At 64.8% G+C, this 18,358-nt stretch carries 19 protein-coding genes; 14 read left to right on the forward strand and 5 right to left on the reverse strand.

Translation table 11 applies throughout. From position 1 onward, the window contains the following. The first annotated feature begins 178 nt into the window (after window positions 1–178). Window positions 179–883 carry a methyl-accepting chemotaxis protein gene (locus E3U47_RS25505; protein WP_372239503.1) on the forward strand — a complete coding sequence of 235 codons (705 nt, stop codon included), beginning with the start codon at window positions 179–181 and terminating at the stop codon, window positions 881–883. Between the two features lie 71 nt (window positions 884–954). On the opposite strand, the gene ggt is transcribed toward E3U47_RS25505, so the two are convergent. The 3 genes from ggt to E3U47_RS11755 all read right to left on the reverse strand — a co-directional run bounded on the left by ggt (window position 955) and on the right by E3U47_RS11755 (window position 4,301). Then, window positions 955–2,622, reverse strand: a complete 1,668-nt coding sequence (ggt, locus tag E3U47_RS11745; RefSeq protein ID WP_134691605.1) for a gamma-glutamyltransferase — start codon at window positions 2,620–2,622, stop codon at window positions 955–957. Between the two features lie 118 nt (window positions 2,623–2,740). Continuing rightward, on the reverse strand, window positions 2,741–3,637 hold the full coding sequence (locus tag E3U47_RS11750) for a LysR family transcriptional regulator (RefSeq protein WP_134691606.1): 897 nt from the start codon (window positions 3,635–3,637) through the stop codon (window positions 2,741–2,743). 73 nt (window positions 3,638–3,710) lie between these two features. Beyond that, on the reverse strand, window positions 3,711–4,301 hold the full coding sequence (locus E3U47_RS11755) for an NAD(P)H-dependent oxidoreductase (RefSeq protein WP_134691607.1): 591 nt from the start codon (window positions 4,299–4,301) through the stop codon (window positions 3,711–3,713). Window positions 4,302–4,456: 155 nt separating this feature from the next. Here E3U47_RS11755 and E3U47_RS11760 point away from each other — a divergent pair, with 155 nt between their 5' ends. Further along, window positions 4,457–4,771 (forward strand): putative quinol monooxygenase, encoded by a 315-nt coding sequence (locus E3U47_RS11760; protein ID WP_134691608.1) that lies wholly within the window; start codon window positions 4,457–4,459, stop codon window positions 4,769–4,771. Here E3U47_RS11760 and E3U47_RS11765 read toward each other — a convergent pair. Next, entirely contained in the window at window positions 4,761–5,525 is a 765-nt protein-coding gene (locus tag E3U47_RS11765; protein ID WP_134691609.1) for a sulfite exporter TauE/SafE family protein, read from the reverse strand. The genes E3U47_RS11760 and E3U47_RS11765 overlap by 11 nt on opposite strands. 77 nt (window positions 5,526–5,602) lie before the next feature. Between E3U47_RS11765 and E3U47_RS11770 the strand changes: the two genes are divergently transcribed. The 3 genes from E3U47_RS11770 to E3U47_RS11780 all read left to right on the forward strand — a co-directional run bounded on the left by E3U47_RS11770 (window position 5,603) and on the right by E3U47_RS11780 (window position 8,222). Then, entirely contained in the window at window positions 5,603–6,487 is an 885-nt protein-coding gene (locus E3U47_RS11770; protein ID WP_134691610.1) for a LysR family transcriptional regulator, read from the forward strand. A gap of 162 nt (window positions 6,488–6,649) precedes the next feature. Beyond that, window positions 6,650–7,225, forward strand: coding sequence for a LysE family translocator (locus E3U47_RS11775; RefSeq protein WP_134691629.1), 576 nt, complete (start codon window positions 6,650–6,652; stop codon window positions 7,223–7,225). Between the two features lie 10 nt (window positions 7,226–7,235). Further along, entirely contained in the window at window positions 7,236–8,222 is a 987-nt protein-coding gene (locus tag E3U47_RS11780; RefSeq protein ID WP_256660265.1) for a quinone oxidoreductase, read from the forward strand. A 12-nt stretch (window positions 8,223–8,234) separates the two neighbouring features. Here the strand turns inward: E3U47_RS11780 and E3U47_RS11785 are convergent, their stop codons facing one another. Beyond that, the gene (locus E3U47_RS11785) at window positions 8,235–9,116 is read right to left on the reverse strand and encodes a LysR family transcriptional regulator (RefSeq protein ID WP_134691631.1); all 882 of its coding nucleotides are present in this window, start codon (window positions 9,114–9,116) and stop codon (window positions 8,235–8,237) included. A 252-nt stretch (window positions 9,117–9,368) separates the two neighbouring features. On the opposite strand from E3U47_RS11785, the gene E3U47_RS11790 reads away from it, so the two are divergent. From E3U47_RS11790 to E3U47_RS11830, 9 genes are all read left to right on the forward strand, one after another. Further along, the gene (locus tag E3U47_RS11790; RefSeq protein ID WP_134691611.1) at window positions 9,369–10,496 is read left to right on the forward strand and encodes a fatty acid desaturase; all 1,128 of its coding nucleotides are present in this window, start codon (window positions 9,369–9,371) and stop codon (window positions 10,494–10,496) included. A 65-nt stretch (window positions 10,497–10,561) separates the two neighbouring features. Next, window positions 10,562–10,942 carry a methylaspartate mutase gene (locus E3U47_RS11795; protein WP_177414224.1) on the forward strand — a complete coding sequence of 127 codons (381 nt, stop codon included), beginning with the start codon at window positions 10,562–10,564 and terminating at the stop codon, window positions 10,940–10,942. A gap of 47 nt (window positions 10,943–10,989) precedes the next feature. Further along, on the forward strand, window positions 10,990–12,195 hold the full coding sequence (locus E3U47_RS11800; protein WP_134691613.1) for a methylaspartate mutase: 1,206 nt from the start codon (window positions 10,990–10,992) through the stop codon (window positions 12,193–12,195). Window positions 12,196–12,654: 459 nt separating this feature from the next. Next, on the forward strand, window positions 12,655–13,260 hold the full coding sequence (locus E3U47_RS11805; protein ID WP_134691614.1) for a CDP-alcohol phosphatidyltransferase family protein: 606 nt from the start codon (window positions 12,655–12,657) through the stop codon (window positions 13,258–13,260). 30 nt (window positions 13,261–13,290) lie between these two features. Beyond that, entirely contained in the window at window positions 13,291–15,045 is a 1,755-nt protein-coding gene (locus E3U47_RS11810; protein ID WP_134691615.1) for a bifunctional alpha/beta hydrolase/class I SAM-dependent methyltransferase, read from the forward strand. Next, entirely contained in the window at window positions 15,045–16,370 is a 1,326-nt protein-coding gene (locus E3U47_RS11815) for a phosphatase PAP2/dual specificity phosphatase family protein (RefSeq protein ID WP_134691616.1), read from the forward strand. The genes E3U47_RS11810 and E3U47_RS11815 overlap by 1 nt, the downstream gene beginning before the upstream one ends. Next, window positions 16,367–16,786 carry a hypothetical protein gene (locus tag E3U47_RS11820; RefSeq protein WP_134691617.1) on the forward strand — a complete coding sequence of 140 codons (420 nt, stop codon included), beginning with the start codon at window positions 16,367–16,369 and terminating at the stop codon, window positions 16,784–16,786. The genes E3U47_RS11815 and E3U47_RS11820 overlap by 4 nt, the downstream gene beginning before the upstream one ends. A gap of 5 nt (window positions 16,787–16,791) precedes the next feature. Continuing rightward, window positions 16,792–17,415, forward strand: a complete 624-nt coding sequence (locus tag E3U47_RS11825; protein ID WP_134691618.1) for a 1-acyl-sn-glycerol-3-phosphate acyltransferase — start codon at window positions 16,792–16,794, stop codon at window positions 17,413–17,415. Window position 17,416: 1 nt separating this feature from the next. Then, entirely contained in the window at window positions 17,417–18,349 is a 933-nt protein-coding gene (locus E3U47_RS11830; protein WP_134691619.1) for a phosphatidate cytidylyltransferase, read from the forward strand. Window positions 18,350–18,358: the final 9 nt, after the last annotated feature.

The raw sequence follows: 18,358 nt of genomic DNA on the forward strand, positions 1-18,358 counted from the left end.
GCAACAGGGCATCGCGCGCATGGGCAACACCCTGCGCGACCTGATCACCGGTATCCGCGACGGCGTCACCCAGATCGCCAGCGCGGCCGAGGAGCTGTCGGCGGTGACCGAGCAGACCAGCGCCGGCGCCAACAGCCAGAAAGTAGAGACCGACCAGGTCGCCACCGCCATGCACGAGATGGCCGCCACCGTGCAGGAAGTCGCGCGCAACGCCGAACAGGCCTCCCACGCCGCAACCAATGCCGACGACGAAGCCCGCAGCGGCGACAAGGTGGTCACCGAGGCGATCGGCCAGATCGAGCGCCTGGCCCACGAAGTGCACCGTTCCACCGAAGCCATGACCCTGCTGCAGCAGGAAAGCCAGAAGATCGGCAGCGTCATGGACGTGATCAAGTCGGTGGCCGAGCAGACCAACCTGCTGGCGCTCAACGCCGCCATCGAGGCGGCCCGTGCCGGCGAGGCCGGTCGTGGCTTCGCCGTGGTCGCCGACGAGGTGCGTGGCCTGGCCCAGCGTACCCAGCAGTCCACCGAAGAAATCGAAGGGCTGATCGCCAGCCTGCAGAACGGCACCCAGCAGGTGGCCGAAGTGATGAACGGCAGCCGCAGCCTGACCGACAGCAGTGTGGAACTGGCGCGCAAGGCCGGCGACTCGTTGGACAGCATCACCCGCACGGTGTCGAACATCCAGTCGATGAACCAGCAGATCGCCGCCGCCGCCGAGCAACAGAGTGCGGTCGCCGAAGAGATCAGCCGCAGCATTCTGAACGTGCGCGACGTGTCGGAACAGACCGCCGCGGCCAGCGACGAGACCGCCGCCTCCAGCGTCGAGCTGGCGCGCCTGGGCGGCCACCTGCAGACACTGGTCAGCCAGTTCCGCGTCTGACCTGCGAAAGGTTCGCCGGCAAGCCGGCTCCTACGGGGAACCCTGTAGGAGCCGGCTTGCCGGCGAACACGTCACTTGACGATCATTCCCACCCCACGCCCGCGCGGATCAGACGCTGTCTCCAGCTTCTCCCCGGTCACCCGGATCGCCTGGATGTCGCCCATCTCCCAGCCCTGGTCCTCGAGCACATAGCCCATCTGCTTCAGGTCATCGGCCACCGCGCCCTTGAGCGGCGCATAGCTATCGAAGTAGATGGTGTCCTTGGGCAGTAACTGGTGATGCACGCGCTGCGCCGCCACCGCCTTCTCCAGCGGCATGCCGAAGTCGTAGAGGTTGTTCATCACCTGGAAGATCGAGGTGAAGATCCGCGAGCCACCCGGCGTGCCCAGCACCAGCACCACCTTATCGTCACGGGTCACCAGGCTCGGGCTCATCGACGACAGCATGCGCTTGCCCGGCTCGATGGCATTGGCGTCGCCGCCGACCACGCCAAACACGTTGGCCGCACCCGGCTTGGCGCTAAAGTCGTCCATCTCGTCGTTAAGCAGGAAGCCCGCGCCTTTGACCACCACGCCGCTGCCATAGTCGAGGTTGAGGGTGTAGGTGTTGCTCACCGCGTTACCCTGCTTGTCGACGATGGAAAAATGCGTGGTCTGGTGCGGCTCCAGGCCCGGCTTGACCTGGTCGGTGACGGAGATCGCGCTGGGGTTGACCTGTGCTGCGCGCTTGGCCAGATAGTCCTTGGCCACCAGCTGCTTGACCGGCACCTGGGTGAAGGCCGGGTCACCCAGGTAGTCGGCGCGGTCGGCGAACACGCGCTTTTCGATCTCGGCCAGCAGGTGGATGTATTTCGCCGAGTTGTGTTCGACGCCCTTGAAGTCCGCCGCGCGGTCTTCCTTGATGCCCAGCAACTGGGCCAGGGCGACGCCGCCGGAGCTTGGCGGTGGCGCGGTGTAGACCACGTTGCCGCGCCAGTCGATGGCGATCGGGTCGCGCCACACGGCCTTGTAGTCCTTGAGGTCGTCCTTGCTGATCAGGCCCTTGTCGGCCTGCATCTGCGCCACCAGCAGGTCGGCGGTCTTGCCCTGGTAGAACTCGCTGACGCCCTTGTCGGCGATGCGCTCCAGGGTCTGTGCCAGCTCCGGCTGCTTGAACAGCTCGCCGACCTTCATGGTGCCAAAGTAGTCGTTGAAGTTGGTGGCGGTCTTGAACAGGCCCTGGGCATCGTCACGGTACTGGTATTGCTTCTGGGCGATCTTGAAGCCGTTGCGGGCATAGCCGATGGCCGGGGTCAGCAGCTCGCCCCACTTGAGCTTGCCAAACTTCTGGTGCGCCTCCCACAGCCCCATCACCGTGCCCGGCACGCCAGCGGCGCGGGCGCCGACCAGGCTGAGGTTCTCGATCACCTCGCCCTTGTCGTTCAGGTACATGGTCTTGGTCGCGGCCTTGGGCGCCACTTCGCGGTAGTCGAGAAAGTACGGCTTGCCGTCGACGAACAAGGTCATGAAGCCACCACCCCCGATGTTGCCCGCTTCGGGATAGGTCACCGCCAGGGTGAAAGCAGTGGCGACCGCGGCGTCCACCGCGTTACCACCCATTTTGAGAATGTCGGCGGCGACCTGTGCGCCATATTGATCGGGCGCGGCCACCGCGCCGCCTTCGAGTGTCACGGCAAATGCGGAGGAACAGCTCAGGATCGCGGCGCCGAGGGCCAGCGATGGGAACATGACGATACGCATGCGCACTTCCTTGGTGTTGTTTTTGTTGATCAGTCATTAAGGCCGAAGCCATTGGACTAAGCAAACACCGCAGCCAGGGCGCGCCGCCAACAGGCAGCCGCTGTCGCGTTCAGGCAACTCAGCAGGCGTAGATCGCCAGTTTTTTCTGGATGAAATCGAGGAAGCACTGGATACGCAGGGCGAGCTGGGTGTTGCGGTAGTACACCGCGTGAATCGGCTGGCGGTAGCCGTTGTTGTGCTCGCCGAGCACTACCACCAGGCGGCCGGCACGGATGTCCTCATGGGTCATGAAGTGCGACAGGCTGACGATGCCCTCACCGGCAAGCGCCAACTGCCGCAGGGTTTCGCCACTGGAGGCGGTGAGCTGCGCACGGACCGGCCAGCGGTCGCCCTGGGCGTGGCGCAACGGCCACTGGTTGAGCGACTCGAGCGAGCTGAAGCCCAGCAAGCTGTGACGTTCGAGGTCCTCGACCTTGTCCGGCGTGCCGTGACGGGCAAGATAGCCGGGGCTGGCCAGGACCTGCACCGGGCTGCAGCCCAGCGAGCGGGCGTGCAGGCTGGAGTCGGCCAGTTCGCCAATGCGGATGGCCACGTCGGTGCTCTGCTCCAGCAGGTCGATGATCAAGTCGTCGGTGTTCAGTTCCAGCTCGATGCCAGGGTATTGCTGGCGGAACTCGCCGATCCACGGCAGGATCGCATGCAGCATGAACGGCGCGGCAGCGTTGATACGCAGGCGCCCGGTCGGGGTCTGGCGGTTCAGCGACAGGCGCTCTTCCATGTCGTCCATCTGCTCGAGGATCAGCCGGGCGCGCGCGAGGAAGAAGCGCCCCTCCTCGGTCAGGTCCATGCGCCGGGTGGTGCGGTTGACCAAGGTGGTGCCGAGCTTGCCCTCCAGGCGCGACAAGGTGCGACTGACCGCCGACGGGGTCTGGCCCATCTGCTCGGCGGCAGCGGAGATCGAGCCGCAATCGATCACGGCGACGAATACCTGGAGTTCTTCGGAACGGGTTTTCACTCAAGTAGCCTTGGCAAGGGAATGCCGTGATTGATAGCGGCTGGGCAGCCAACATGCAAGCCGGCGCGGCGATTCAACGGGCCTTGCCGAACACCGTGTCCAGGTGGCGCGCATAAGCCGCCACTGCCGCTGGCACATCCGGGCGCTTCATCACATCCACCGCCAGGTAGGTCGGCAAGCCGCTCATGCCGAGAAACTGGTTGGCCTTGTGGAACGGGAAGTACACCGCGTCCACGCCCTTGCCCTCGAAGAAGTCGCTCGGGTCGTCGAAGGCTTGCCGCGGTGCATTCCAGGTCAGCGACAGCATGTACTGCTTGCCCTGGATCAGGCCACCGCTCCCGTACTTCTGCGATGCATCGGAACGGGTGCGACCATCGTTGGCGTACAAGCTGCCGTGCCCAGCGGTGAAGACCTCGTCGATGTACTTTTTCACGGTCCACGGCGCGCCCATCCACCAACCCGGCATCTGGTAGATCACCACGTCCGCCCAGAGGAATTTATCCACCTCCGCCTGAACGTCGTAGCCTCCGTCGATGAAGGTTTCGCGAACGTCGTGGCCGGCACGGTCCAGATGGGCCACGGCGGCGTCGTGCAGGGTCTGGTTGAGGCGGCCGTCGGAATGAGCGAAGCGCTTGCCACCGTTGAGCAGGAGAATCTTTTTCATGAAAGGGTCAACCCGGTAAGTGAAATTGCCGGCAGGTTAGGCAATCACCCACTGGGGAAACAGCGGTTCGGCGGCAAAATACATTTGCCCTGAAATCACGAATTTCAAACATATTGTTGATTTATCATGGACACTCTTCCCCTGGAGACCTCCCCATGAGCGAGCATCACGCCTTCATTCTCAAAGCCAAGACCCGCCCTGAAAAGGCCGAGGCATTCGAGCGACTGTTCCGCCCTTACGTCGAGCCGAGCCGCCGGGAGCCAGGCTGCATCGAGTACCACATGCTGCGCGACCAGCAAGACCCAAGCCTGTTCGTGTTTTTCGAGGTATGGGCGAGCGAGGCCGACCTGGACGTGCACTCGGCCCTGCCGCACATGCGGGCATTCTTCGAGAAACGCATGGACTACCTGGAGCGCGATTTCGAGATCCAGAGGCTCGACATGCTCAGCGCCTCGTCGGCTAACCGTTGATCAGCAAATGACCACCCAGCAGCGCCAGGCCGATGAAAAAGCCACGCTTGAACAGCACGGCGCTGATCCGGCCGCGCAACCACTGCCCGGCGAACATGCCGAGCAAGGCCGGGGCCAGCATCAGCAGTGAGGCCCCCAGCGCCTGGCCGCCCAGCACATCCTGACCGGCCAGGCCGATGGCCAGCGCCAGGGTCGAAACGCTGAACGACAGGCCCAGGGCCTGGACCAAAGCCTCGCGGTCCAGCCCCAGGCCCTGCAAGTAAGGCACCGCCGGCATCACGAACACACCGGTGGCCGCCGTCACTACCCCCGTCAGCAGCCCACACAACGGCCCCAGCCAGCGCTCATGCGCCGCGGCAACCCGCCAGCCGCGGCCACCCAGCCCATGCAGGGCGTAGAGCAGCAGCGCGCCACCCAATGCATGGACCGCCCAAGGGCCGCTGTCGATACCCAGGCAGAAGCTGCCCAGCAAGGTGCCAGCGAAGATTGCCATCAGCATCCCGCCCAACCGCCGCAGCAAGGCCGACAGCTGGCCACCGCACGCCAGTTGCCACAGGTTGGTCAATGTCGAGGGCACGATCAACAACGCCGCAGCCTGCGCCGGAGGCATAGCCAGGCCAAGCAGCCCCATGGCGATGGTCGGCAGGCCCAAGCCGATCACGCCCTTGACCGCACCGGCCAGCAGGAATGTGAAAATCACCAGCGTCGTCAGGGCTGGGCCAAGGTGCTGGTAGAACGCCAAGGACATATTCATGGCGCTATCCTCACCTGGCGACGGCCGCCTGAAAATCTGTCATACCTATACCCAGACTCTTTCCAGGACAGAGGCAGATGCATTTCGACCTAATCGATCTCAAGCTGTTCCAGCACACTCTGGAGTGCGGCAACATCACCGCCGGCGCCCGCCGCAGCCACTTGTCCCTACCGGCGGCCAGCGCGCGCATCCGCGCCCTGGAAGCGTCACTCGGCATCCTCTTGCTCGAGCGCAACCGCCGTGGCGTGCAGGCTACAGCCGCAGGGCAGGCCCTGCTGCAACATGCGCGGCTGATCGCCCAGCAGGTCGAACGCCTGCAATACGACCTCGGGCAATACGCCCAGGGCCAGCAGGGTCAGATACGCCTGCTGTGCAACACCGCCGCCTTGACCGAATACTTGCCGGAACTGCTGGCCAGCCACCTGGCCCGCTACCCGGGGATGACCATCGATGTCGAGGAACTGCCCAGCCTGCGCATCGTCCAGTCGATCACCCAGGGCATGGCCGACCTGGGCATCGTCTCCGACGCCGCGCCCTGCGAACACCTGCAGACCCTGGCCTTTCGCGACGACCCGCTGGTGCTGCTGACGCCGCCCGGGCATCCCCTGGCCGGGCAACAGACACCAAGGTTCGCCGACTGCCTCGAGCACGGGCACGTCTGCCTTGGCGCCCACAGCGCATTGGCCCTGCACCTGGAAGAACAAGCCCTGCACCTGGGCCGGCGGTTGCAAGTCCGGGTCCGCGCCGATGGCTTCGACGGGGTGATCCGCATGGTCGCCGGCGGTGCCGGGGTAGGCATCGTGCCACGGGCGGCGGTGTTGCGCTGGCACGGCCGGGTTGCGCTGCACTGGGTCGCCCTACAGGATCGCTGGGCCAACCGCCGCCTGCAATTGTGCGCCCGCGACTTCAGCGCCCTGCCCGGTTTCACCCGCGAACTGGTGACGCATTTGCACGGCACCTGAACGAACCGGCGATACCCCCATTTATGGCTGGTGGCTTTGCATTTTTGGCGATAACCAATCCACCACGGCGGACTTAGACTGGCGCGCAACGTCCTGATTATCTTGCGATAAGGTAAAGTCCCTGTGTCTTTAGAAATCAACTGGGCGCTATGGCTGACCACCATGGTGCCGCTGGCCTTGAGCGCCGGTCCCGGCAACCTCATGGTGGCCACCTCCGGCGCGCAAAGCGGCGTGCGTCGCTCGGTCAAGTTCATCGTCGGCCTCGATGCCACCTACTTCCTGATCGCCGTGCTGGTGGGCCTGGGCCTCTATCACACGATCATGGCCAGCCCCCACCTGATATGGGTGCTGCGCGTGGCCGGCAGCCTGTACATCCTCTGGCTGGGGATCAAGCTGATCATCCGGCCGATGCGCAAGGTCGGCGACCAGCGGCTGGACCTGCAGTTTCGCGACGGCATCATCGTCCAGCTGGGCAATGTCCAGGGGCTGGTGATGCTGCTGGTGATGTTCTCCACCTTCATCCCCGCTGGCACCAGCAACAGCAGCGCGGTACTGGCCCTGAGCCTGGCGCTGATCCTGGTGAACTTCACCGCGCATATCATCTGGGTATCCATGGGCGCCACCATCCAGCGCCTGCTGGCGGTCCGCCCCGGCCTGCTCAAGGCGCAGAACGTGGTGTTCGGCCTGATGCTGATCGCCGTGGCGGCCTGGATCTTCGTACGCACCAGCAACCTCTAAGGACAAACAGATGACCCGCGCCAAAGCAGTAGTCTTCAATGAGCCCGGCAGCCCGGATGTCCTGTACCTGCGCCAACATGAACTGCCCCTGCTGGGTAGCGGGCAGGTACTTGTCGCCATCGAGGCCGCCGGGGTCAACTTCATCGACACCTATCGCCGCTCGGGGGCGCTGGACGATGGCTCGGCGTATCCACGCGGCCTCGGCACCGAGGGCGCCGGGCGGGTCATCGAATGTGCGGCGGATGTCAGCGAACTGAAAGTCGGCGACCGCGTCGCCTTCATCGACGGCTCGTCCGGCAGCTACGCCAGCCATGCCATAGTGCCGGCCGCGCGGGTGATCCGCCTGGACCCGGAGATCAGTTTCGAAACCGCGGCAGCCGTGATGTTCAAAGGCATCACCGCCGAATACCTGACCCACCGATGCGTGCCACTGATGACCGGCGACTGGGTGCTGTGGCACGCCGCCGCCGGTGGCGTCGGCAGCCTGGCCACCAGTTGGCTGGCCGCGCGCCGCATGAAGGTCATCGGCCTGGCCTCGACCGCGCAAAAGCGCCAGGCAGCGCTCAACGCCGGCTGTATCGCCGCCCTGGACAGTAGCGACGCCGCCACGCCCCAGGCCATCCGCGAGCTGACCGAGGAGCGCGGGGTCGACGTGGTCTTCGACTCCGTCGGCAAGGACACGATCGAGTTCTCCCTGGCCAGCCTGCGCCGACGCGGCCAGCTGGTGCTGTTCGGCAATGCGTCGGGGGACGTGACCGGCTTCAACCTGTCGCGCCTGGGCGCGCTGGGCTCGCTGCATGTGACCCGGCCCACGCTCAAGCACTATGTGGCAGAGCGCGACGAGCTGCGCATGGCCGCTCGCCGGGTGATGGAGGCGTTGAAGGCCGAGCAGATCAAGCTGCCGCAGATCACTGCCCACGACCTGGCGGATGCCGGTCAGGTGCACCAACTGCTCCAGGACCGTCAGACCTTGGGCACGGTGATCCTGCGGCCTTGATCCGCGCGTCCCTCAAGGCAGGTCGGTGCGGGTCCGGGCGAAGTAGCCAATCAGATGTTCGGTGACCACGCTGACCCGCTTGAGGTCCTGGCTGGCCAGGTTACGCAGCAGCCAGATATCCGCGCCATGGGCGGGCCCTGCGGGAAGCACGCGGGTGAACCCGTTGCGTATGCCCACATAGATCGGCAACGCGGCAATGCCCAGGCCGGTGGCCACGGCGTTGATCTGCGCGTTGAGGTTCTGCAGGCGCAACCAGGGTTTATGGCCGTTGCTCAGTTCGTGCAACCAGCGGGCGAGCGGCATGTGCGCCATTTCTTCGGTCCAGCCGATCAACTGGTGACGCTGCAGATCCGTCGGCTGCTGCGGCAAGCCGTGCCGCGCGGCGTAGGTGTCGGAGCAGAACAGCCCCTGGGTCAGCCGCCCCAGGCAACGCATGGTGAAATTGCCATTTTCCGGGCGATGCAGGCGAATGATGATATCGCTGTGGCTGTGGGTCAGCTTCGAGGACAACGCCGAATTGACCAGGTCGAACTGAATGTCGGGATACTGCTCGTGCACTTGCTCGAGCGCCGGAATGATCAAGTGCGTGCCCATGACTTCAGGGCAATCGATGCGCACGCAGCCACCGGCGTGCTCACGGGGGTGGGCGATCTGCCGCTCGATCAGTTTGAAGCGTTCTTCGGCTTCCAGCGCCAGCGGGAGCAATGCTTGGCCGGCCTCGGTGAGGAAGTAGCCATTGGTTCGTTTCAGAAAGAGTGCCGAGCCCAGCGCCTCTTCGAGCGCGGCAATCTTGCGCGACACGGTAGAGGCCGAAACCCGCAGGGCGGCACCAGCATCGGTGACGTTGCAGGTCTTGGCGACCGATATGAAAGTCTTCAGGTCATCCCAGTTCATCTGCTTGTTTGGTTCCATCGTCTGACACGCGCCGGGCAGCGTAACACAGCGGCCTGGCGTGACCATGGATGACGCGCCGCAGGCAGCTAGCGGCGGGTCCGAATTCGGTCGATGCAATAGCTAAAAATGCAATATCGATCTCCATAATTTGGAATTCAAATAGCCATTACAGGCGGTTAAGGTCCACCCCCAATACAAGTTTGCGGAGTGGAAAGTGTGCACAAGCAAAATGAAATAACACCCCGGGAAACAATGAGGCCGCTACCCGGTTTCCTCCAGCCGTTCCTGAGTTGGTTGAGCGCCAAACCACTGCCCGAGGAACTTGAAACTCCAGGTAAAAGAACCCCGCTGTTCCATGTCGGCGTCGCGGCAAGTTTTATAATCCTCGGCGTGTTATTGACCAGTCTCGGTTATTACCAGCATAGCCTGCTGTGGTGGTTGCCGGGTTTTGTCCTGGCCGCGGGCGGTATCAAACAAATGCAAGTCATGATCTGCCACAACTGCGCCCATGACATGGTGTTTGCCAGCCGTCGTGCCAATACCGTTGTCGGCCATGTCATTTCCGCCCTGTTCATGCTCAAGCCTTATACCCTCTACAAGCACGAGCACATGCTGCACCACAGCTCCAGGACCCTGTTGACCGACCAGGACGACACCCTCACCTACCTGCAGGGGGTGGTTGGCCTCAAGCCCACCGACAGCATCGCCATGATGTGGGCCAAGCTGCTGTTCGCCGCCTTCTCGCCACTGGCTATCCTGCGCACCTCGCTCAACCGCATCAAGGCCAACGCCACCGCCACCGACCGTGGCGTGGCCGCGCTGACCATGGCGCTGTGGGCCGGCCTCACCCTGGGTGCCTGGGCGCTTGGCCAACTGCAGGGGTTCATCGCGGCCTGGGTGCTGCCGGTGTTCATCGGCTACCACATCAGCACCACGTTCCGCCTGGCCGCCGAACACACCTGGCCGAGCGTCGAAGTGCTGGAGAAACGCGGTGTCGACTTCATCTGCGACAGCACCACCTCGGTGTTCATCGGCGAGCCGCTGAACATGCCTGACAACGCCCAACCGCTGAAGCGCATCCTGTGTATCTCCCGCTGGTTGCTGAAGACCTTCACTTATCATCTGTTCGTGCGGCTGTTCATCATGGTCGGCGATACACCTTGCCATGATTTTCATCATCGCCGTCCGCGCTCCAGCGACTGGCCAAATTATGTCACCGCGCGGGAGCGTGACAAGTTATTGGGCGCCAAGCCCTTCCCCAGAAACTATATCGACAAGTGGGGGTATGTCTCGACAGTCACGGACAACTTCCGAAACTTCCAGAAAGCCCTTCCTTACTATCAAGGCTCAACATTTAACGCATTGACGGGTGACCAATGAAAGCGCAACAGCCTGCACTGCTGGTAACCATTCCTTCCGACTCCCATAGTTGGAACATGGTATTCATGGAGTTCCTCCTGAGCGAAGGTAACTACCAGGTCAACAACATGGGGCCGAACACGCCGATGAGCGATGTCATCGACTGGCTCAAGCAGCACCCCTGCGACCTGGTGGTGGTCAGCACCGTCAACGGCCACGGTTACCTGGAAGGCGTCGAGCTGGCCCAGCGTATCCGCGACGAAAGCCGCTACGCCGGCGCCTTGTGCATTGGCGGCAAGATCTGCACCGAGAACGACGCGGCCACCCTCGAGCGCTACAGCCATACCTTGGTGCAGGCGGGCTTCGACGCGGTCTTCGACGACAGCGACAAGAACAACTTCGATCGTTTCCAGGCACTGCTCGACAGCACCGCGCCCAGCCAGGACCTGGCTCGCAGCGGCTCGTGACCCGGCGCTCGACAGGCCGGCTTTCCTCGCACCAAGAGAACCCATTCATGCAGGATTTCAATGCCTATGTGCTCGGGCACTTCGACGCCCGCGGCCCGGTGCTGCAACCACGCCTGGGCTTCAGCTCGCTGGAGCGCATGCAACGCGGCCTGGAGGCTACCGCCGCGAGCCGTGCCCACACTGTCTGCACCATCACCCTCGACGCCTTCACCCGGGTCAACGACCTCAAGGCGGCGCAAAAGGCCATCGACAGCGGCGCGATGCTCAACGGCTATCCCATCGTCAATCACCCGGTCGCCGATACCAGGGCGATGCTGGCTACGATCGAGACACGCTATGCGACGCCCGTGCAAGTGCGCCATGGTTCGCCCGACCCTGTGCATATCTTCCAGCGCATGACCGAAGTCGGCCTGTCGGCCACCGAAGGCGGGCCGGTGTCCTATTGCCTGCCCTACAGCCGCACCCCTTTGCGTGCGGCCTTCGGCCATTGGCAGAAGGCCTGCCGGATACTCGCCGCGGGTGTGCCCAATAGCCATATCGAGAGCTTCGCCGGCTGCATGATGGGCCAGATGTGCGACCCGGCGATCCTGGTGGCGCTGAATGTGCTCGAGGGCTTGTTCCTGCGCCAGCACGGCATCGCCACCCTGGCGTTCTCCTACGCCCAAGGTACTTCGCCGCTGCAGGACCTGGCCGCATTGAGCGCCCTGCAGACCCTGGTTGGCGAGCGTTTCGCCCCTGGCAGCTACCACTTCGTCGCCTACGTCTTCATGGGTTTCTTCCCGCGCACCCTCGGCGGTTTCTGCCGCATCACCCAGGACGCGCTGTCGGTGGTGCGAGCCGCCGGCGTGCAACGGGTGATCGTCAAGACCCCGGTGGAGTCCCGGCGCATCCCACGGGTCGAGGAGAACATCGCGGCGTTGGAGTATGCCGACTACTGCCTGCGCGCCCAGCATACCCTCAAGCCGATTCCCTTCGACCAACAGGAGTATCGGCGCATCCTCGACAAGGCGGGCGCGCTGATCAACGGGACCCTGGCCCTGGACAGCGACATCTGCGAAGCCATCCTCGCCGCGTTCGACAGCGGGCTGTTGTCGATCCCCTACTGCCTGCACCCGGACAACAAGCGTGGCGCGGGAACCGTGCTGGATGCCAATAACTACTACATGGGCTTCGAAGGGGCGAGGGTGGAGAACGCGTTTTCATTCCTCTCGGCGCTGCGCCAGAACATCATTACCTACGACGCGTTTCACTGAGCAGAGGCGTCAACCGCACTGGCCGTTGCTCACTGGACGACGGCCAGTTCGCGCAGGAACGCCCCGGTTTCAGCGTGGGCGCTGACGCTGCTCCACATGACTCAAGGCATGCACCCAGGCAGGCGCCGATACTTGCACAGGCATAACTGGCCCGAAACAAATGTAGGAGCGGCCTTGCGTCGCGATGCGCCGCGCGGGCGGCGCTCGATCTCCTAGGCGCTGCATGGTTTACGACAAACATCTGGAAGCCCTAACACGATCAACAACCCTGGCTTCCAAAGACCTACCAGTTGCTTGCCGCGATAAGCCACACACCCTGCACACCAGGTCCGACAAGCGGCACACTGCCCGCCGCGTGCGAGTTTCGTCTACTTCACAAGTAGGGCAAATGCCCCTTGCCCGGCAGCCACCCGATTCCCCACAATCCGGCCCATGCCGCGCCAAGACAGGGAATTCGCCGTGCCATCGATCTACCAGCTCAAACCCCGTTTCCAGGCGCTGCTGCGCCCCACCGTGCAACGCCTGCATGACCGCGGCGTCAGCGCCAACCAGGTCACTGTGGCCGCTGCCGTGGTCTCCCTGCTGCTGGGCCTGCTACTGGCCTGGCTACCCCAGTTCACCTGGCTGTTCATCCTGATCCCGCTGTGGATGCTGCTGCGCATGGCCCTCAACGCCGTGGACGGCATGCTCGCCCGCGAGTTCGGCCAGCAATCGAAGCTCGGCGCCTACCTCAACGAACTGTGCGACCTGGTCGCCGACGCGGCGCTGTACCTGCCCTTCGCCCTGCTGCCCGGCGTTGCGCCAACACTGGTGGTGCTGGTGGTGCTGGCCTCGGTGATCAGTGAATACGCCGGGGTCATGGGGCCGCTGGCCGGCGCTTCGCGCCGCTACGACGGGCCCATGGGCAAGAGCGACCGGGCGTTCGCCTTCGGCGTGCTGGGCACCGGGGTGGCGCTGGGCCTGCTGGCCGCGAGCTGGATCAACGGCCTGCTGCTGGTCATCCTGCTGCTATCGCTCTATACCCTGTACAACCGGGTTCGCCATGGCCTGGCCGAAACCCGCTGAGCCTCTCGCTGCCGGACAAGGATATTCGCCATGCGCCAAGCGCAATCGCTGCATTTCTCAACCCATGACGGGGTCGAGCTGCACTACCGTCACTGGCCCGCCACGCGCAACGAGCACCAGCCGCGCCGCGCGCTGGTGATGTTCCACCGCGGCCACGAGCACGGCGGGCGCCTGGCGCACCTGGCCGACGAGCTGGACATGCCCGGCTACGACCTGTTCGCCTGGGATGCCCGTGGCCATGGCCAGTCGCCCGGCGCCCGCGGCGACAGCCCGAGCTTCGCCACCAGCGTGCGCGATGTGCAGACGTTCATCGAGCATATCCAGGCCCGGCACGGTATCGCCGAGGCCGACATGGCGGTGCTGGCGCAAAGTGTCGGCGCTGTGCTGGTGGCCACCTGGGCCCACGACTATGCGCCCAAGGTGCGCTGCCTGGTGCTCGCCTCGCCGGCGTTCAAGGTCAAGCTCTACGTGCCGTTCGCCCGCCCCGGTCTGAAACTGCTCAAGGCCCTGCGCGGCAACTTCTTCGTCAACAGCTACGTCAAGCCACGCCTGCTCACCCACGACCCGGAACGGGTCATGTCCTATGTCGCCGACCCGCTGATCAGCCGGCCGATCTCGGTGACCATGCTGCTGGGCTTGTACGAGGCCGCCGAACGCGTGGTGGCCGATGCCCAGGCGATCCAGGTGCCGACCCAACTGCTGGTCTCCGGCGCCGACTTCGTCGTCGAGCGCGGCCCGCAGCTGCGCTTCTTCGAACGCCTGGGCAGCGCCCGCAAGGAAATGCACCTGCTCGCCGGCTTCTTCCACGACACCTTGGGCGAACGTGATCGGGCCCACGCCCTGGCGCGAATCGAGCGCTTCGTCGCCCATTGCTTCGACGCGCCCGCACCTGTGCCATCGCTACTCGCTGCCGACAAGGCCGGCGCCAGCTGCGCCGAGGCCGAAAGCCTGGCCGCACCGTTGCCGCGCAACTCGCCGCGCGACCTTTACTGGCGCGCCACCCGCGCCAGCCTGCGCCTGGGCCAGGGCCTGTCCGCGGGGATCAAGCTGGGCTTCGACACCGGCTTCGACTCTGGCTCCACCCTCGACTATGTCTACCGCAATACGGCCACGGGCAAAGGCCGCCTGGGCGCGCTGATCGACCAGAACTACCTCAACGCCATCGGCTGGCGCGGCATTCGCCAGCGCAAGCTGCATGTGGAGGAACTGCTGCGCCTGGCCATCACCCAGCTGCGCGCGCAACAACGCCCGGTGCATATCGTCGATATCGCCGCCGGTCACGGCCGCTACATCCTCGAGGCCCTGCAAGGGCTGGAGCAGTTGCCGGACTCGATCCTGCTGCGCGACTACAGCGACCTGAACGTCCAGCAAGGCAGCGCACTGATCGAAGCCAAGGGGCTGGGCCAGGTCGCCCGTTTCGTCCAGGGCGACGCCTTCGACCGCCAGAGCCTGGCCAACCTCGCACCGCACCCCAGCCTGGCCGTGGTTTCCGGCTTGTACGAACTGTTTGCCAGTAACGAGCAGGTGGGCAACTCCCTGGCCGGGCTGGCCGACGCTATCGAGGACGGTGGCTACCTGGTCTACACCGGCCAGCCGTGGCACCCGCAACTGGAGATGATCGCCCGCGCCCTGACCAGCCACCGTGGCGGACAGGCCTGGGTCATGCGTCGACGCAGCCAGGTAGAGATGGACCAACTGGTGGAGGCAGCAGGTTTTCGCAAGCTGACCCAGCGCATCGACGAATGGGGCATCTTCAGCGTCAGCCTGGCGCAACGGGTGCGATGATGGCCCGTGAAAGCGGGCTGATTCGCCGTGGCGTACTGTGGCTGTTACTGCTGGGGCCGTTGTTTTTTCTCAGCTACGGGCTAGCCAACACCTATACCGCCGGGCGCGCGGATATCGCCAGCCTGGTATTCGATTGGGAGCGACACCTGCCGTTGTGGCCCTGGACGATCATCCCGTACTGGTCGATCGACCTGCTGTACGGGCTGTCGTTCCTGCTGCCGCGCTCGCGCTCGGAAATGGACCGCCATGCCCTGGCGCTGCTCACCGCGCAGGTGATCTGCGTGGCTTGCTTCCTGCTCTGGCCGCTGCGCTTCACCTTCGAACGACCCGAGATATCTGGGCTGTTCGGCTGGTTGTTCGATGTGTTGATGGGCTTCGACAAGCCCTACAACCAGGCGCCGTCGTTGCACATTGCATTGCTGGTGATCATCTGGACGATGTTCGCCCGGCATGCGCGCCGTCCTGCCTGGCGCTGGCTGGTGCATGGCTGGATGGGGCTGATCGGTGTGTCGGTGCTGACTACCTGGCAGCATCACTTCGTCGATGTGCCGACCGGGGCGCTGGCGGGTTTCGTCTGCCTGTGGCTGTGGCCGCGCAGCAGCCCGTTGCCCTGGCGGCAGGCAGGTTTGGCGCAAGATCCGCAACGTTGGCGCCTGGCGCTGCGCTATGGCCTGGGCGCGGCCGTGCTGACGCTGCTGGCGATGACGCTCGGCGGTGGCGGATTGTGGTTGCTGTGGCCAGCGCTGTCGTTACTGCTGGTGGCACTGAACTATGCCCTGTTCGGCGCCGCAGGGTTCCAGAAAGGCGCCGACGGGCGGCTGTCGGTGGCCGCCAGCTGGCTGTTGGCGCCCTACCTGCTGGGCGCCTGGATCAATTCGCGGCTATGGACGCGGCGCCATCCGCAGGCGGACGAGGTGGCTGACGGCGTGTATCTGGGCAGGGTACCAGGGCGCACGCAAGCATCGCTGTTCGCAGCGATTGTCGACCTGAGCGCGGAACTGCCCTGTCTTGCCGTCAGTCGCCCCGCGATGACAACACCACAGCACTACCAGAGCCTGCCAACCCTGGACCTGATCGCCCCAGACCGGGAAACCCTGCAACAGGCCGCCAAGGCCATCGAACACTGCCAGCGACAAGGCCCGGTGCTGGTCTGCTGCGCCCTGGGCTACTCCCGCAGCGCCAGCGCCGTCGCCGCCTGGCTGCTGCTCAGCGGCCGCTGTGCCTCTGCCGAACAGGCCCAAGCGCTGATTCGCCAGGCGCGCCCCGGCGTGGTCCTGCAGCCGGCCCACCAGCTCGCCCTGCAACAGCTGGAAGCCCATCCATGAACCTATCTGTAGTCGCCAGCCTGCTCGCTCGCGGGCGCCAGCTGGAGCGCCTGTCAGATGGCATCACCCTGCTGGCCCTGGCTTATAGCCTCACACCGCTGCTGGGCATTGCCCTGCATCCGCTCGCCCGCTTGCTCTGCGTGGCGTTGCTGGTAATCGGCCTGGCGCACAAATACTGGGCCATCCGCGTCGCCCTGGATGCCGAGCTGTTCGCACAGCTCGGCGCCAGCGCCGACCTGCCCGCCGACACCGAGGCACTGGACCGCGCACTGTTCGAACTGCGCCTGAAACCGCCCCACCACGATCCGCGCGACTGGCCGGGCCGCAGCCAGGCCGCGCTAGCCCTGCTACGCCGCCAGGCCTTGTGCCTGGCCGTGCAGGTGCTGCTGATCGCCACCCTTCCCTTCACCGGATAAACCCGATGCTCGCCAGCCTGACCGCCTTCGTCATCACCTCCGCCGCCCGCCTGATCACCGGCGCCCGTGCCTTGTGGCTGGGCTGCACGCCGCAACCGGTGCAACGCCTGTACTTCGCCAACCACAGCAGCCATGGCGACTTCGTGCTGCTGTGGGCCGCGCTGCCCGAGCCGTTGCGGCGTCGCACCCGGCCCGTGGCGGGTGCCGACTACTGGTGCCAGCCAGGTATCCGCAACTTCCTGATCCGCCAGGTGTTCAACGGCGTGCTGATCGACCGCCAGCACAGCGCAAGCGAGGGCAACCCGCTGCAACCGGTGCTCGATGCCTTTGCCCAGGGCGATTCGCTGATCTTCTTCCCAGAGGGCACGCGCAACCTGACAGACGACCCGCTGCTGCCATTCAAGAGCGGCCTGTTCCACCTGGCCACGGCCAACCCGCAGGTCGAACTGGTACCGGTATGGATCGCCAACCTCAACCGGGTCATGCCCAAGGGCCGCGCCCTGCCGCTGCCACTGCTGTGCACCCTGAGCTTCGGCGAGCCGCTGCACCTGGGGCCGGACGAAAGCAAGCACGCCTTTCTCGAGCGGGCCCGCCAGGCCCTGCTGAACCTGGCACCGAAGGAGGCCTGAAATGGATCACAACACCCTGTCCCTGTTCGCCGGCATCGGCGCCCTGCTGCTACTCGCCAGCCTGGTCGGCCGCCTGCTCAAGTGGCGCGCCGGCCCGGCGCCGCACGCGGTGATCGACAACCTCAACGCGCGCATCAATGCCTGGTGGGTGATGGTGCTGGTGATCGGCATCGCCTTCCTGTTCGGCAAGTACGGCGTGATCGTGCTGTTCTACGGCGTGTCGTTCTACGCCCTGCGCGAATTCATGACCCTCACCCCGACCCGACGCAGCGACTACCCGGCCCTGGCGGCGGCGTTCTATGTCGCGCTGCCGGTGCAGTACCTGCTGATCGCCATGGACTGGTACGGGCTGTTCAGCATCTTCATCCCGGTATACCTGTTCCTGCTGCTGCCGATCCTGGCCAGCTTCGGCGGCGATACCACACGTTTTCTCGAGCGCGCCTCGAAGGTGCAATGGGGCTTGATGATCGCGGTGTACTGCGTGTCGTCGGTGCCGGCGCTTATGACCCTGGACATCCCTGGCTACGAGGGCCGCAACCTGCTGCTGATTGCCTGGCTGATCCTCGTGGTGCAGATCAGCGATGTGTTGCAGTACGTGTGCGGCAAGCTGTTCGGCAAGCGCAAGGTGGCGCCCAACCTGTCACCGTCGAAGACCGTCGAAGGCCTGGCCGGCGGCGTGGCGCTGGCCACCCTGGTGGGCGCCTCGCTGTGCTGGATCACCCCGTTCACCTTCTGGCAGGCGGCGCTGATGGCATTGACCGTCAACGCCATGGGCTTCTTTGGTGGGCTGGTGATGTCGGCGATCAAGCGCGACCGTGGGGTTAAAGACTGGGGGCACATGATCGAAGGCCATGGTGGCATGCTCGACCGCATGGATTCGGTGTGCTTTGCCGCGCCAGTGTTCTTCCACTTCGTGCGGTATTGGTGGGCGTGAGGCAAAAGC

Source organism: Pseudomonas sp. RIT623 (assembly GCF_004519305.1).
In the GTDB taxonomy this organism is placed as follows: Bacteria; Pseudomonadota; Gammaproteobacteria; order Pseudomonadales; family Pseudomonadaceae; genus Aquipseudomonas.